Annotated in this window: 17 protein-coding genes and 1 pseudogene; 12 read left to right on the top strand and 6 right to left on the bottom strand. The window is 71.5% G+C overall.

The window, feature by feature from the left end; genetic code table 11:
• Positions 1-177 precede the first annotated feature (177 nt).
• Entirely contained in the window at positions 178-702 is a 525-nt protein-coding gene (locus RGQ06_RS20020; protein ID WP_432428147.1) for a signal peptidase I, read from the top strand.
• Positions 699-1,355 (top strand): hypothetical protein, encoded by a 657-nt coding sequence (locus tag RGQ06_RS20015; protein WP_432428146.1) that lies wholly within the window; start codon positions 699-701, stop codon positions 1,353-1,355. The genes RGQ06_RS20020 and RGQ06_RS20015 overlap by 4 nt, the downstream gene beginning before the upstream one ends.
• 89 nt (positions 1,356-1,444) lie before the next feature.
• Here RGQ06_RS20015 and RGQ06_RS20010 read toward each other — a convergent pair whose 3' ends face one another.
• From RGQ06_RS20010 to RGQ06_RS19995, 4 genes and pseudogenes are all read right to left on the bottom strand, one after another.
• Positions 1,445-1,816 carry a hypothetical protein gene (locus RGQ06_RS20010; RefSeq protein WP_432428145.1) on the bottom strand — a complete coding sequence of 124 codons (372 nt, stop codon included), beginning with the start codon at positions 1,814-1,816 and terminating at the stop codon, positions 1,445-1,447.
• A 77-nt stretch (positions 1,817-1,893) separates the two neighbouring features.
• A complete protein-coding gene (locus RGQ06_RS20005) occupies positions 1,894-2,874 on the bottom strand; it encodes a VWA domain-containing protein (RefSeq protein WP_432428144.1) in 981 nt (326 codons plus the stop codon).
• Complete coding sequence (locus tag RGQ06_RS20000) at positions 2,871-3,797, bottom strand: DUF58 domain-containing protein (RefSeq protein ID WP_432428143.1); 927 nt, start codon at positions 3,795-3,797, stop codon at positions 2,871-2,873. Before RGQ06_RS20000 ends, RGQ06_RS20005 begins: the two co-directional genes overlap by 4 nt.
• Positions 3,790-4,888 (bottom strand): annotated as a pseudogene (locus tag RGQ06_RS19995) (AAA family ATPase); the annotation flags it as partial. The pseudogene RGQ06_RS19995 and the gene RGQ06_RS20000, both read right to left, overlap by 8 nt.
• Between RGQ06_RS19995 and ftsY the strand changes: the two are divergent.
• From ftsY to ffh, 3 genes are read left to right on the top strand one after another with little or no spacing between them, the layout of a single operon-like run.
• On the top strand, positions 4,869-6,095 hold the full coding sequence (gene ftsY / locus RGQ06_RS19990) for a signal recognition particle-docking protein FtsY (protein WP_432428142.1): 1,227 nt from the start codon (positions 4,869-4,871) through the stop codon (positions 6,093-6,095). The pseudogene RGQ06_RS19995 and the gene ftsY sit on opposite strands and share 20 nt — an antisense overlap.
• A complete protein-coding gene (locus tag RGQ06_RS19985) occupies positions 6,092-6,520 on the top strand; it encodes a BON domain-containing protein (protein ID WP_432428141.1) in 429 nt (142 codons plus the stop codon). The genes ftsY and RGQ06_RS19985 overlap by 4 nt, the downstream gene beginning before the upstream one ends.
• A 12-nt stretch (positions 6,521-6,532) precedes the next feature.
• Complete coding sequence (ffh, locus tag RGQ06_RS19980; protein ID WP_432428140.1) at positions 6,533-7,963, top strand: signal recognition particle protein; 1,431 nt, start codon at positions 6,533-6,535, stop codon at positions 7,961-7,963.
• A gap of 48 nt (positions 7,964-8,011) precedes the next feature.
• Here ffh and RGQ06_RS19975 read toward each other — a convergent pair whose 3' ends face one another.
• Together RGQ06_RS19975 and RGQ06_RS19970 are read right to left on the bottom strand one after the other, a co-directional pair.
• On the bottom strand, positions 8,012-9,814 hold the full coding sequence (locus tag RGQ06_RS19975) for an META domain-containing protein (RefSeq protein ID WP_432428139.1): 1,803 nt from the start codon (positions 9,812-9,814) through the stop codon (positions 8,012-8,014).
• Positions 9,811-10,308: a sigma-70 family RNA polymerase sigma factor gene (locus RGQ06_RS19970; protein ID WP_432428244.1), complete on the bottom strand. Its 498-nt coding sequence runs from the start codon at positions 10,306-10,308 to the stop codon at positions 9,811-9,813. Before RGQ06_RS19970 ends, RGQ06_RS19975 begins: the two co-directional genes overlap by 4 nt.
• Before the next feature lie 189 nt (positions 10,309-10,497).
• Between RGQ06_RS19970 and rpsP the strand changes: the two genes are divergently transcribed.
• From rpsP to RGQ06_RS19935, 7 genes are all read left to right on the top strand, one after another.
• Positions 10,498-10,836 carry a 30S ribosomal protein S16 gene (gene rpsP / locus RGQ06_RS19965; protein ID WP_432428138.1) on the top strand — a complete coding sequence of 113 codons (339 nt, stop codon included), beginning with the start codon at positions 10,498-10,500 and terminating at the stop codon, positions 10,834-10,836.
• Positions 10,833-11,096 (top strand): KH domain-containing protein, encoded by a 264-nt coding sequence (locus RGQ06_RS19960; protein WP_432428137.1) that lies wholly within the window; start codon positions 10,833-10,835, stop codon positions 11,094-11,096. The genes rpsP and RGQ06_RS19960 overlap by 4 nt, the downstream gene beginning before the upstream one ends.
• 51 nt (positions 11,097-11,147) lie before the next feature.
• Positions 11,148-11,645 (top strand): ribosome maturation factor RimM, encoded by a 498-nt coding sequence (gene rimM, locus RGQ06_RS19955; RefSeq protein ID WP_432428136.1) that lies wholly within the window; start codon positions 11,148-11,150, stop codon positions 11,643-11,645.
• Positions 11,642-12,424 carry a tRNA (guanosine(37)-N1)-methyltransferase TrmD gene (trmD, locus tag RGQ06_RS19950; protein WP_432428135.1) on the top strand — a complete coding sequence of 261 codons (783 nt, stop codon included), beginning with the start codon at positions 11,642-11,644 and terminating at the stop codon, positions 12,422-12,424. Before rimM ends, trmD begins: the two co-directional genes overlap by 4 nt.
• A gap of 109 nt (positions 12,425-12,533) precedes the next feature.
• Positions 12,534-12,881, top strand: a complete 348-nt coding sequence (gene rplS, locus RGQ06_RS19945) for a 50S ribosomal protein L19 (RefSeq protein WP_432428134.1) — start codon at positions 12,534-12,536, stop codon at positions 12,879-12,881.
• 24 nt (positions 12,882-12,905) lie between these two features.
• Positions 12,906-13,586, top strand: a complete 681-nt coding sequence (gene lepB, locus RGQ06_RS19940; RefSeq protein WP_432428133.1) for a signal peptidase I — start codon at positions 12,906-12,908, stop codon at positions 13,584-13,586.
• Between the two features lie 52 nt (positions 13,587-13,638).
• Positions 13,639-13,962: a DUF2469 domain-containing protein gene (locus RGQ06_RS19935; protein WP_432428132.1), complete on the top strand. Its 324-nt coding sequence runs from the start codon at positions 13,639-13,641 to the stop codon at positions 13,960-13,962.
• Positions 13,963-13,969 lie beyond the last annotated feature (7 nt).

The raw sequence follows: 13,969 nt of genomic DNA, 5'->3' as shown, positions 1-13,969 counted from the left end.
GGCAACGTGTGGGCAAGCCGTTCGGCGTCCGGGACGATCGAGTTGATCGCGACCCAGGACGGTCAGACGCCGACGGTTCAGGCTGACCAGGCCGCCGCCAACGACGACCAGTAGGTCCAGGTCCTAGCTGATGTGGTTGGCGGAGATCCCTCCGCCCACCACATCGACTCTCTTCTCATGCGCAAGATCGCCCTCCTCGCCTTCCTCACCCTCGCTCTCGTCGGCGTGCTCGGCCTCCGGCACAAGGTCGTCTCCGACGTCGACCTGTTCGCCGTGGAATCCGGGTCGATGGGTGACGCCGCACCGATCGGCTCCCTGGTCGTGGTCCGGCCCGCCGAGTCCGCCGTCGTCGGTGACGTCGTGACCTACGAGAAGGAGAGGGGCGTGTTGCTGACCCACCGGGTGATCGAGGTGACGCCGACCGGTGAGTACCGCACGCAGGGCGACGCCAACGACGGCCCGGATCCGTGGACCGTCGAGCCAGGGTCGATACGGGGTGTGGTCGAGAGCGTGCACCCCGGCTGGGGATACGCGCTCGTGTTCCTGAGCCTGCCGATGGGCATCGGCTCGATCGCCGCAGCGGTCGTCGCCCTGGCGTTGCTGTGGCAGCTGTTCTTCCCCCCCGACGCCGCCGACGGTGCGACCAGCGGCGAGGCGTCGAGGTCCCGGCGGAGCCGGCACCGACCAGCTCCTGCCGGATGATGGCGATCGGCGCCCGCCGCCACATGCGGCTCGCCCTCGCCGCCCTCGCCGGCGCCCTCCTGGCCGGTGCCTACGTGGCACCTGCAGTCGGAGCGCAGGAAGGTGCCACTGATGCACTCTGCCCGGGTGTCGCCGAGGGCATCGACCTCAGCGGGCTCCTGCCCGGGGCACCTCGCACGGTCGATCTCGACGTCTGCAACGACTCGGCCTCGGCTGCTCACTTCGTGCTCGCTGCTCCCAGCGCCGGCGATCTGGGCCCCTTGGTCGATGTGACCATCGAGGACCACTGGACCGGCACGCTCGACCAGCTTTCGCAGCCGGTCACCGTCGACGACGGGGTGCTCGGGCCCGGTGAGCGTCGCAGCTACGAGCTGACCGTCGGACTGAGCCGACGTGCCGACAACCGTTCGGCCAACCGGGCCTTCTCGATGCAGTTCGTGCTGGTGCGGTCGACCGCTGTCCTCGACGACGTCGTCGTGCGGCCCGGCGAGACGGCGGACGACGGTGAGCCGACCCTGCGCGTGACCAGTCGGGGGGCGGTCGACGGCCCGCTGCCCCACACCGGTGCCGATGCGCTGCGCATCGCTGCCGTGGCACTCGTCGCCATCGTCGCAGGCATGTGGCTCCGGACCTACGCCGGTCGCCGCAGCTGACGGTCGACCTCCCGGTCTGACCGGACGCGCGCACCTTCGACGTCCCCGCGCCACGCAGCGAGATCGACGCGCCGCCTGAGTCGGTTGCCTCAGCCGCAGAGGGCGTCGGCGGCGTTGTCGACGGACACGGCGGCTTCGGTGTAGGACGCCACGGCCTGTCCGTAGTCGAGCTGGTCGACCCGGGTCAGGTCGTAGCCGGCGCCGGCCAGCTCGTCGCGCAGGTCCTCCACGGCGTCGGCGTAGCGCTGAGCCTGGTTCCGGACCTCGTCGGGCGCGGCGTCGGCGATGCGGTCGACGCCGACGGCCAGGTCGGCGAAGGCGTCGCGCATCTCGCCCGGGCTGGCGACCTGCAGCTCCTCGAACGGGTCGTCGTCGCGCAGGTCCTCCACCGCCTCGCAGAACGCCGCCACGTCCCCGTCACCGCTGTCGTCGCCGCACCCGCTGAGCAGACCGACCAGCACGAGCGCCCCGCCGAGCTTCTGGGCCGCGAGGAGCGACGCCGGAGGCGTGCTCCGCGGCCCAGAACGATTTCTCGGGCTCACGGGAGGCGCTGGAAGAACAGCAGCGACAGGGCGGCGCTGATCAGGACGAGCACGACGGCGTAGCCGGCGAAGCGCTCGGTGATCTCCTGCTCCTCGGTGTCGAAGCCGACGGAGGAGCCGATGTCCTCGTACACGCTCTGGAGCTCGCCCAGGGACTCGGCGGAGAAGAACTGCCCGCCGGTGCGCTCGGCGATGAGGCGCAGCGGTTCGCGGTCGACCGGCACCGGCTGGATCTCGCCGTCGATGACGATGGTGCCCCGGTCGGTGCCGAAGGCGATGGTGGACACCGGGACCTCGGCCTCGACCGCGGCCTCGGCACCGTCGACGTCGGGACGGCCGACCGTGGTCTTGCCGTCGGTCATGACCACCATCCGGGCCGGAACCGGCTCGGCCTCCTCGCCCTCTTCGCCCGGGTCGGTGAACGTCGGTGCGGTGGCGATGGCATCGAGGCCGGCGAAGATCGCCTCGCCGATGGCGGTGGCCGGACCGAGCTCCAGGGTCTGGATGGCGGCCCGCACCGGCTGGCGGTCCGTGGTGGGCGTGACCCGGACCCGGGCGACGCCGTCGAAGCTGACCAGGCCCACGTTGATCTGGGGTGGCAGCTCCTCGATGAAGGACAGGGCCGCCTGCTGGGCGGCCTCGATGCGCGACGGCGCCACGTCGGTGGCCTCCATCGACAGCGACGTGTCGATGGCCAGCACGACCGTGGCCCGCTCCTTGGGCACCTGGACCTCGTCGGCGGGGCGGGCCCAGGCCAGGACCATGGACGTGATCGCCAGGAGGAAGGCGGCGGCGGCCACGTGGCGGCGCCACCCCGGGCGTCCGGGGGCCACCGTCTCGAGCAGCGGCAGGTTGGTGAACCGGACGGTGTAGCGCCGTCGCAGGAACGTCATGGCGACGTACGCGGCCACGAGCGCGAGCACGGCGAGCAGGCCCCACAGCCGGGTGGGGGCGAGGAAGGCGTCGGGCAAGCTCATCTGACGGCCGCCATGGCCCGTCGGGCCTGCACGAACCGGGCGACGTCGATGACCCAGTCGCGGTCGGTGCGCAGCTGGAGGTGCCCGACACCGGCGCTTCGCAGCTCGTCTGCGATGTGCCGGCGCTGCTCGGTGGCGGCGGCCGCGTAGCGGTCACGCACGCGTCGATTGGTGGGGACCTCGCGGGTGCGGCCCGTCTCCGGGTCGACCAGGGTCAGCACCCCGACCGACGGCAGCTCCAGCTCGCGGGGGTCCACGATCTCGATGGCGACGACGTCGTGGCGGGCGGTGAGGCCGCGCAGGGCGCGAGCCCAGCCATCGGTGGACAGGAAGTCGGACACGACGACGATGAGGCCTCGACGTCGTGGCGGGACGATCAGGTGCCCGAGCGCAGCGCCGAGGTCGGTCGTGCCGCCGGCGTGGCGCTCCGAGCCGCCGAGGCGCGTGCCCGGCCGTGCGCCGGTGAGGAGGCCGTGCAGCACGGCGAGGAGGTGCTCGCGCCCGGGCTTGGCCGGGATCACGGTGGTGCCGTCCGGGTCGACGACGACCGCGCCTAACCGGTTGCCGGTGCGCGCCGTCAGGAAGCCGATGGCGCCGACCGCCTCGACGGCCAGGCCGGCCTTGGTGGTGCGGGCGGTGCCGAAGTCGAGGCTGGGGGAGCGGTCGACCAGGACCCACGTCTCCAGCTCGCGGTCGGCGATGGACTCGCGCACGTGGGTGTCCATCGACCGGGCCGACACGTTCCAGTCGATGCGACGCACGTCGTCGCCGGGGACGTAGGGGCGCGTCTCGCCCGTCTCGGAGCCGTGGCCCGGGACCAGGCCGCGGTAGTCGCCGTGGAGCAGGCCGTCGAGGCGCCGGTTCACGTCGAGCTCGAGGCGGCGCAGGACCTCGGCCGCCTCGGTGTGGACCGTGGCGCTCACCCGGCCGCCCACTCGCTGGCGTCGCCCTCCGGCGGGCTGGCGGGCGGGCTGCCGGCCACGTGCGGGGCGGGGACGGTGGACAGCAGGCGGGCGAGCACGTGCTCGACGCCCACGCCCTGGGCGAGGGACTCGTACGACAGGACGAGGCGGTGGCGCAGGACGTCGGGTGCGACGTCGAACACGTCCTGGGGCACGACGTAGGAGCGCTGCCGCAGCAGGGCCAGCGCCCGGCCCGCGGCCACGAGGCCGAGGGTGGCGCGCGGCGACGCGCCGTAGGAGAGGTACTCGACGAGGTCGGGCAGGCCGTAGCGGGCCGGATCGCGCGTGGCCTGGACCAGGTCGACGGCGTACTGGAGCGTGCCGTGGTCCACGGAGACGGCGTCGGCGGCGTCCTGCAGGCGCAGCAGCGCGCCCGTGTCGAGGGCGCGCTCGGCCTGGGGCGGGTCGATGCCGTGGCGCAGCACGATCTCGGACTCCTCGGCGGGGGAGGGGTACTCGATCAGGATCTTCATGAGGAAGCGGTCGCGCTGGGCCTCGGGCAGCGGGTAGACGCCCTCGGACTCGATCGGGTTCTGCGTGGCCATCACCAGGAACGGGCGGGGTACCTCGTGGGTCTCACCGCCGAGCGACACCTGCTTCTCGGCCATGACCTCGAGCAGCGCGGACTGGACCTTGGCCGGGGCCCGGTTGATCTCGTCGGCGAGGAGGAAGTTCACGAACACGGGGCCGAGCTCGACGTCGAAGCGCTCGGACGACTGGCGCCACACGCGCGTGCCGGTGATGTCGGCGGGGAGGAGGTCGGGGGTGAACTGGATGCGGGCGAAGCTGCCCCCGACGACGGTGGCCAGGGTCTCCATGGCGAGCGTCTTGGCCAGGCCCGGCACGCCCTCGAGCAGCAGGTGGCCCTTGGCGAGCAGCCCCACGAGCAGGCGCTCGAGCACGCGGTCCTGACCGACGATGACCCGCTTGACCGCCTGGGTCACGGCCTGGACCTCGGCGGCGGGATGGGCGTGGGAGTCGCTCTGCACCCCTCTGAGGCTAGAGGCGGGTCGGCGATAGGCTCGCTCGCCCATGGAGATCCTCCTGCTCATCGCCGCCGTCGTCGTCCTGGTCGGAGGTGTCGCCGTCGTCCTGGTCAACCGGAGGGACACCGGCGCCCCCGGCATCGAGCCCCCGGACCGCTCTGGCCGCCAGGTCCCCGGGCCCGGCACCGAGGGCACGCCCATCCTCGATGGCGACCGACCGGGCGGTGAGGTCCGCGACGCCGGCACCAGCGACATCGGCATCGACGGAGGCACTCGGGAGACCGCCGAGGGCCCGGCCGGGACGGACCCGGTCGAGGCCGGCGGCATCGAGACCCACCACGAGGACCAGCCGGTGGTGCGGCCCACGTTCCGCGACCGGCTCACCAAGGCCCGCGCCACCTTCTCGGGCTACCTCGGCTCGCTGCTGTCCCGCTCGGACATCACGGAGGAGACGTGGGAGGAGCTGGAGGAGGCCCTCATCCGCGCCGACGTCGGCGTCGGGCTCACCACCCAGCTGCTCGAGGAGCTGCGGGCGACGGTCAAGGCCGAGGGCATCACCGAGCCCCAGGCCCTGGTCGATGCGCTGAAGGCCCAGCTCACCGCCGAGCTCGAGGAGGGGGACCGCACCCTCACCTACGAGCCGGGCAACCCCAACGTGTGGCTCTTCGTGGGCGTCAACGGCGTCGGCAAGACCACCTCCATCGGCAAGGTGGGCAAGCAGCAGGTGTCCGAGGGCCGGTCGGTGATCATGGCCGCCGGCGACACCTTCCGCGCCGCCGCCGCCGAGCAGCTCGAGACCTGGGCGGACCGGGCCGGCGCCGAGTTCCACCGGGGCGCCGAGGGCGGCGACCCGTCGTCGGTCATCTTCGACGCCATCGCCAAGGCCGGGGCCCGCGACATCGACCTCGTCCTCGCCGACACCGCCGGTCGCCTCCACACCAAGTCGAACCTCATGGAGGAGCTGTCGAAGGTGCGCCGGGTCGCCGACCGCGATCCCGGCAACGTCACCGAGGTCCTGCTCGTGCTCGACGCCACCACCGGCCAGAACGGCCTGCAGCAGGCCAAGCAGTTCACCGAGGCCACGCAGTGCACCGGCGTGGTGCTCACCAAGCTCGACGGCTCGGCCAAGGGCGGCATCGCCCTCGCCATCGCCCTCGACGAGGAGATGGGCGGCCTCGGCCTGCCGATCAAGCTGGTCGGCCTCGGGGAGTCCGCCGACGACCTCATCCCCTTCGACCCGGCCGCCTTCGTCGACGCCCTCCTCACGCCGTGATCTTCCTCCTCTGGAGCCTGCTCACGCTGCCGGTCAAGCTCGTGCTCGGCGCGGTGAAGCTGGTCCTGCGCGTCCTCGGGTTCATCGGGCTCAGCCGCATCGCCGCGTTCGGCGCCGGCGTCGGCGTCGGCGTGGCGATGGCCCCCAAGCCGGCGGCGCAGCTGCGCAACGGCGTGGCCGCCCAGGAGGAGGCCAAGGCCGCTCGCGGCGGCGACATCGGCGCCACGGTCCGCCACGAGCTGGCCACCTCACCGCGGACCTGGCACCTGCCCCAACCCGGCGTGACGGTGCAGGGGGACCGGGTCGTGCTCACCGGCACCGTGCCCCACGACGACGCCCGCCTCACCCTGATCCGCACGGCCGGCTCCGTCACCGGCGTCCGGGCCGTGGACGACCACCTCACGATCGAACCCACCACCCCGTAGGATCGACACCTCATGTTCGAGGCACTCAGCGACCGGTTCGACGGCATCTTCGCCCGCATCAAGGGCAAGGGGAAGCTCCGCGAGGAGGACGTCGACGAGACCCTCCGGGAGATCCGCCTCGCCCTGCTCGAGGCCGACGTCAACTTCCAGGTCGTCAAGAACCTGGTGGCCCGCATCCGCGAGCGCGTCGTGGGCATCGAGGTCAGCCAGGCGCTGAACCCTGCCCAGCAGGTCATCAAGATCGTCAACGAGGAGCTCGTCGAGTCCCTTGGCGGCGAGACGATCAAGATCAGCTACGCGTCGAAGCCGCCCACCGTGGTGCTCATGGCCGGCCTCCAGGGCTCGGGCAAGACCACCAACTCCGCCAAGCTCGCCCGCTGGTTCAAGGCCCAGGGCCGCAACCCGCTGCTCGTCGGCGCCGACCTCCAGCGCCCGGCCGCCGTCCAGCAGCTGCGCACGCTGGCGGAGCAGGTCGGGGTCCCGGTGTACTCCGCGGACGACGAGATCGTGGCCGGCGGCCAGGGCGACCCGGTCGACGTGGCCAAGGCCTGCATCGACGAGGCCCGCCGCCTCGGCAAGGACGTGGTCATCGTCGACACGGCCGGTCGCCTCGCCATCGACGCCGAGCTCATGGAGCAGGTCCGCCAGATCTCCGAGGCGACCGCCCCCGACTACACCTTCCTCGTCGTCGACGCCATGACGGGTCAGGACGCCGTCACGGTCGCGGAGAGCTTCAACGAGACCCTGGCCCTCGACGGCGTCATCCTGACCAAGCTCGACGGCGACGCCCGCGGCGGTGCCGCCCTGTCGGTGAAGGAGGTCGTCGGCAAGCCCATCGCCTTCGCCTCCACCGGCGAGAAGCTCGACGACTTCGACCTGTTCCACCCCGACCGCCTCGCCGGACGGATCCTGGGCATGGGCGACGTCCTCACCCTCATCGAGAAGGCCGAGTCGGTCTACGAGGAGAAGGAGGCCGAAGCCGCTGCCCAGAAGCTGATGGAGGGGCAGTTCACCTTCGACGACTTCCTCGACCAGATGGCCCAGATCAAGAAGATGGGCTCGATCTCCAGCCTCCTCGGGATGATGCCGGGCATCCCCAAGGAAGTGAAGAACGTCAACATCGACGACAAGGAGCTGAACCGCATCGAGGGGATGATCCACTCGATGACGCGGGCCGAGCGCAACGATCCCACCATCATCGACGGCTCCCGCCGGGCCCGCATCGCCGAGGGCTCGGGCACCGACGTCGGCCAGGTCTCCCAGCTGGTGAAGCAGTTCATGGAGATGCAGAAGATGATCAAGTCCATGCCGGGCATGGGCAACCGGGTGGCCAAGCGCAAGAAGAAGAAGGGCAAGAAGGGCGGCGGTCGCGTCACCCCGAAGGGCCCCGCCACCGTCCCCTCCGGCAAGCAGGGCTTCACCCTCCCCGGCCTCGACGGCTGACTTCTGGCAGCGGCTACGGAACAGATCGGACGGCACCCTCCGCCGAGGTCACGGCGCCTCGGAGACCGTCGGGTAGCTGCCTGTCGCCGAGTCGGTCTGCCGGTAGGTACCGGAGGTCAACGAGATGAGGATGGGCGGACCGTCGCTGCGCCCGCAGAGGAGGTGGGTGGCGTCGTACCAGCCGGTGCAGAACAGACCGGCACCGAGCTCGCGGTCAGGGTCTGCCACCGGGACCGACTCGTCGGACTGCTCCTGGCCGTTGGTGTCGTAGGCCCGGATTCGCAGCATGGGGGCGAAGTCTTCGTCGAACCCTGCGTCGACCACGCGGATCTGCCCGTCGACGGTCGTGAGTGTGGGTCGGCTGTCGACGGCGACCTCGACGACCCATGCGGGGTCGGCTTCGCCGGGGCTCCAGCGGGCGAGCAGCACGAGCGACTCCGAGGCGAAGAGCCCGATCACATCACCGTCGGGCAGCACCGCTGCGCCGAGGTGCGCGGACTCCCATGCCGGTCGGCGGACCACGGTGCTCCGGGTGCCGTCCGCGATGTCGATGAGGGCGAGCTCCTCGAAGGTGTCGTCGGGTCCGACGCCGCCGTAGGACTCGGCGACGAGCGCGACCGGGACCCCGTCGAGAACTGTTGCGTCGAGGAGGCGGGTGCTGCGGGCGTCGGGGCTGACCGGTAGGGCCCGCTCCTCCCCGGAGAGCCATGCAGTCGGGGTGCCCTCGGGAGTCGGTGGGTACTCGGTGAACGTCGTGGATGCGGGCTGGTGGACCACGATGTCGGATCCGATGGCGTAGGCGACTGCGGCGTCCTCGCTGGCGATGCGTTGCGATCCGCCGCCGTCGTGCAGGGTGACGCCGTCGGGCGACGCGGCCACGTACCGGATCGACCCTGCCGCTCGCTCGAGTGCGTCCTGGGCGTCCTGCCCGCCATCGGGTGCGGTGGTGGTGGACGACGGGGCGGCACCGGTTCCGTCGGAGTGGAGCTGGTCGATGCCGAGGTCAGAGGACAACCACAGCAGGGACCCGTCGACGCGCAGTCGGGGGTCGGACGTCAGCGACAGCAGGAGGCCACCGCCGACCACGCCGCCGTTGCATGGCATGCCGTCGGGGTCGAGGCCATCGACTGCCAGGGCGTCGCCGTCGACTGACCACTCCAGGGGCTGGGAGCAGCCGAAGATCTCCAAGCTGCCGGTCCCGTCCGGGTCGAACGTCACCGCCGGGGCTTCTTGTTCACCTTCGGCCGCCGGGGTGGATGCGGACCAGCGGCCCTCGAGCGTGGTCGCGCTCGGCGCCTCGCCCAGGCGGTCGAATCGCTGGAAGGCCACGAAGTCGTCGCCCGCCGTCAGCTTCAGCGTCTCCGAGCCGTCGTCGAACCGGCCGACCCTCGGGTCGTTCTCGAGCAGCTCTGTCAGGCCACCGGGCTGGTTGTCGCAAGCCACGTTGCCCATCGGTTCCAGTGACGTGACCAGCCGGGTGCCGTCGAGCTCCCAGTCCCCGTTGATCGGTCGGCAGCCGTCGATCCCGCCGAGCCTGCCGTCGTCGTCGAACTGGAGGAACGCCGGCGGACTGGGTGCCACGATCACCTCGCTGTACGCGAAGGCCACCCACCGGTCCGCGACCAGTTCGTCGACCGTCACGGCACCGTCCTCGATCGTACCGACGGAGTCCACTTCCTGGCTGTCGTCGCCGAACCCGGCGACAAAGCCCACCACGCCCAGCACCACGACCGCCGCCACCGCAGCGAGCCGGCCGGTCCGGCGGTGCCGCACCCGGCGAGCGATGTCGCGGTGGTCGAAGCGCACCGGACCGTCGGCGGCGTCGTTCAGCAGATCCTCGAGCCGACTCATCGGACCGGCACCTCCTCGTCCTCGACGAGCCCCACGGTTCGCAGCCGCGCCAGGGCCTGGTGCGTCGTTGCCTTCACGGTTCCCTCCGCGCATTCGAGCAGCGCAGCTGTTGCGGCGACGTCGTAGCCAAGGAAGAACCGGGCCACGATCACCGACCGCTGCCGGTCGGGCAGCGCCGAGACCGCCTCGCGAACAGCCACGGCGGCAGCCCGGTCCTCTTCGACCGTGAACTCGTTGCGGTCCGCTCGCCGGTTCGCTCGCCACTCCGCCTGGCGGCGGCGGTGCCACGAGCCGGCCAGGTTCAGACCAACCCGCACCGCCCACGCTTCCGGTACATCCAGCTGGGACACCCGGTCCCAGCGCTGCCACACCCGCACCAGCGCCTCCTGGGCGAGCTCCTCCGCGACCGCTCGCCGCCCGGTCGCCAACGCGAGCGCGCCGACCAGACGGCCGCGCACGGCGTCGCAGAACTCCTCCGGTCCGTCAGCTCCCATCACGAACAACACGCATCAGCACGCCGATCGGTTTAGTGGCCCGGCCGTCGCCGTGTTCCGCCGTCGCTGCCAGAATCCCGCAGGTTGCTTCGCGGGGCACCGACCACGCACACTGGTCGACTGTGCCTGCCGCCTCCCCGGCGCGCCGGCAGACCCGAACGCATCCCCTGGACCCAGAGAAGAGACACCGTGGCCGTCAAGCTCCGCCTCATGCGGATGGGCAAGAAGAAGCAGCCCACCTACCGCATCGTCGCCGCCGACTCCCGTTCGCCCCGCGACGGTCGGTTCATCGAGATCATCGGGCACTACGACGCCCGTCGTGACCCGTCGGTGATCAAGGTCGACAACGAGCGTGCCGTGCACTGGCTCCAGAACGGCGCCCAGCCCACCGAGACCGTCGGCAAGCTGCTGACGCTGTCCGGTGCGATGGCCCAGCTCAAGGGCGAGCCCATGCCCGAGGGTGCCGAGCAGTTCGACAAGAACGCCGCACCGGCCGAAGCCGAAGTCGCCGCCGGCGCCGAATCGTGAGCGACGTCGACACCGAGCTGGCCCCGACCGCCGCTGCGGTCTGCGAGTACATCTGCCGCTCCATCGTCTCCCAGCCCGACGAGGTGTCGGTCGAGGTCGACGGTGACGACGAGCGCGTCGAGCTGACCGTCACGGTCGGCGACGGCGACACCGGTCGCGTCATCGGACGCCGGGGCCGCACCGCCCAGGCCATCCGCGCCGTCGTGCGCGCCGCGGCCGCCAAGGACGGCGTCGAGGTCGACGTGGAGTTCGCCGACTAGATCGGAGTGTGCTCGCTCCGCTGCGCGCACTCCCACGTCCACGGAGGCCCCTTGCCCGAATCCGGTCGCTCCGCTGGCGCTCCGCTACCCGAGCTCCTCGAGGTCGGGACCATCGCCAAGCCCCACGGGCTCAAGGGCGAGGTCATCGTCGCCCTCCTCACCGACCGCGAGGACCGGCTGGCCGCCGGCTCCGTGCTGCAGACCGATCGCGGTCCGCTCACGGTCGTGGAGGCCCACCCGCACCAGCACCGTTGGCGCGTCCGCTTCGAGGGCTTCGCCACGCGCGAGGACGTGGACCCCCTGCACGGGCTGGTCCTGCGAGCCGAGCCCGTCGACGACCCCGACGTCTGGTTCGTGCACGAGTTGATCGGGTTGCCCGTCGTGCTCACCGACGGCACCGAGGTCGGCACCTGCACCGCGATCATCGACAACCCGGCCCACGACCTCGTCGAGCTCGACGACGGACGGCTGGTGCCGCTGCCCTTCGTCGTCGACGTGGGCGACGTCATCGAGATCGATCCGCCCGAGGGCCTGCTGGACCTGGCGTGAGCGAGCCGGCCGAGGCCCTGCGGATCGACGTCTTCACGATCTTCCCCGAGATCGTGGAGGGCTTCGCGTCCCAGAGCCTGCTCGGCAAGGCCCGCGAGCGCGGCCTGCTCGACGTGCGCACCCGGGACCTGCGGGCCCACACCACCGACGTGCACCGCACGGTCGACGATGCGCCCTTCGGTGGGGGCGCCGGCATGGTGCTGATGCCCGACCCGCTCGTGACCGCCATCGAGGCGGCCGACCCGCCCCGGCCCCTGTTCCTGCTCGGCCCCGGTGGACGTCGCTTCGACCAGGAGACCGCCCGGGAGCTGTCGGCATCGGGCGGGTTCTCACTGCTCTGCGGTCGCTACGAGGGCGTGGACCAGCGCGTGGTCGACGGTTGGTGCGACGGTGAGCTGTCGATCGGCGACTACGTGCTCGCCGGCGGCGAGGTCGCGGCCATGGTGGTGATCGAGGCCGTCGGTCGCCTGGTGCCGGGGGTGATGGGCAACGCAGAGAGCAGCACCGAGGAGTCGTTCTCGTCCGGGTTGCTCGAGTACCCCCAGTACACGCGCCCCGCCGACTTCCGCGGCCGGGAGGTGCCCGAGGTCCTGCGCTCCGGCGACCACGGCCGCATCGCCCGCTGGCGCCACGCCCAGTCGCTCGTGCGCACGGCGGTGTCCCGTCCCGACATGCTGGCGGCCCGACCCCTCACGCCCGAGGACGAATCCGTGCTCGGCGAGTTCCACCTGCTGGCCCAGGTGCGCACGCTCATCCCGGACCCCGACACCCACCGCTAGGAGCCGTGCTCGGGTTGGTCGGGGGCGGGGCGGCAGCCCTACACTGACTCGTTCGCTGCCGGCACCGCCGCGCGCACACGCCCGTACGAATCTGCCCCAGGACGCCACCATGCACCAGACCGACCTCGTCGATCTCGCCAACCTCCGAGACGACATCCCCGAATTCGCCCCCGGCGACACGGTGAACGTCCACGTCCGCGTGGTCGAGGGCAACAAGGAGCGCGTCCAGCAGTTCAAGGGCGTCGTCATCAAGCGCCAGGGCGCCGGCGTGCGCGAGACCTACACGGTCCGCAAGCTCTCCAACGGCGTCGGCGTCGAGCGCACCTTCCCGCTCCACACCCCCACGGTCGCCAAGATCGAGGTCGTCATCCGTGGCGACGTCCGTCGGGCCAAGCTCTACTACCTGCGCGATCGCGTGGGGAAGCGGGCCAAGGTCAAGGAGAAGCGCGACTTCTGATCGCGCCGTGATCAACGCAGCAGCGTGATCGACTGGCAGGGCGTCGACGTCTCGGAGCGAGCTCGCGACGAGGACGTGGACGAGCTCCCCGCCCTCCGTCGCCCCGAGGCCGAACCCGGTCCGGGCCGCCTGCTGCTCGAGATCCCGCTCCTGCTGATCGGGGCCGCGGTCATCGCGCTCGTCGTCAAGGCGTTCCTGGCCCAGGCCTTCTTCATCCCGTCGGAGTCGATGGAGCCCCAGCTCGCCACCGGCGACCGGGTCGTGGTGTCGCGGCTGTCCTACGAGCTGCACGAACCCCGGCGCGGCGACGTGGTGGTGTTCGACGACCCGGCCCAGCCCGAGGTCGTCGACGAGTCGCTGCTGCCGGTGCGCCTCGGCCGTGAGGCGCTGGAGGCGCTCGGCCTCATCGAGCCGCGGGGCCGGGAGCTGATCAAGCGGGTGGTGGCCCTGCCGGGCGAGACGGTGTGGGGCCAGGACGGCCGGGTCGTCATCGACGGGCGCACCCTGCTCGAGCCGTACCTGTCCGCCGAGGCGATCACCGACGACTTCGCGCCGGTCCGCGTGCCCGAGGACCACGTCTTCGTGATGGGCGACAGCCGGCGCAACAGCAAGGACAGCCGCCGGTTCGGGCCGGTGCCCGAGGAGCTGGTGGTCGGTCGGGCCATCGCCCGGGTGTGGCCGCCGGGACGCATCGCCCACCTGTGACCGGGGCCAGACATCGGGGTTCTCGTCGGTGGGGCCGGGTTACGGTGTCGCTGTGAGCGCCGACGACCTCGAGGCCTACGAAGCCGACATCGAGCTCCAGCTGTACCGCGAGTACAAAGACGTCAGCCCCACGTTCACCTACGTGGTGGAGACCGAGCGCCGCTTCTACCTGGCCAACGAGGTTCAGCGCACCGTGCGCGACGCCGGCGGCACCCCCTTCGTCGAGCTCGAGCTGCGCGACGCCTGGGTGTGGGACATGTACCGCTCCAGCCGCTTCGTGTCCCGGGTCCAGGTCGTGACGTTCAAGGACGTCAACATCGAAGAGCTCCCCAAGGCCGACATCGACCTCGAGTCGTTCCGCAAGGGCCCCAGCTAGGACCCGG

The sequence above is a fragment of the Salinilacustrithrix flava genome (genome assembly GCF_041228405.1).
In the GTDB taxonomy this organism is placed as follows: Bacteria; Actinomycetota; Acidimicrobiia; order Acidimicrobiales; family Salinilacustritrichaceae; genus Salinilacustrithrix; species Salinilacustrithrix flava.
The sequence above is the reverse complement of the archived record's forward strand: the minus strand, read 5'-3'. Positions and strand labels throughout refer to the sequence as shown.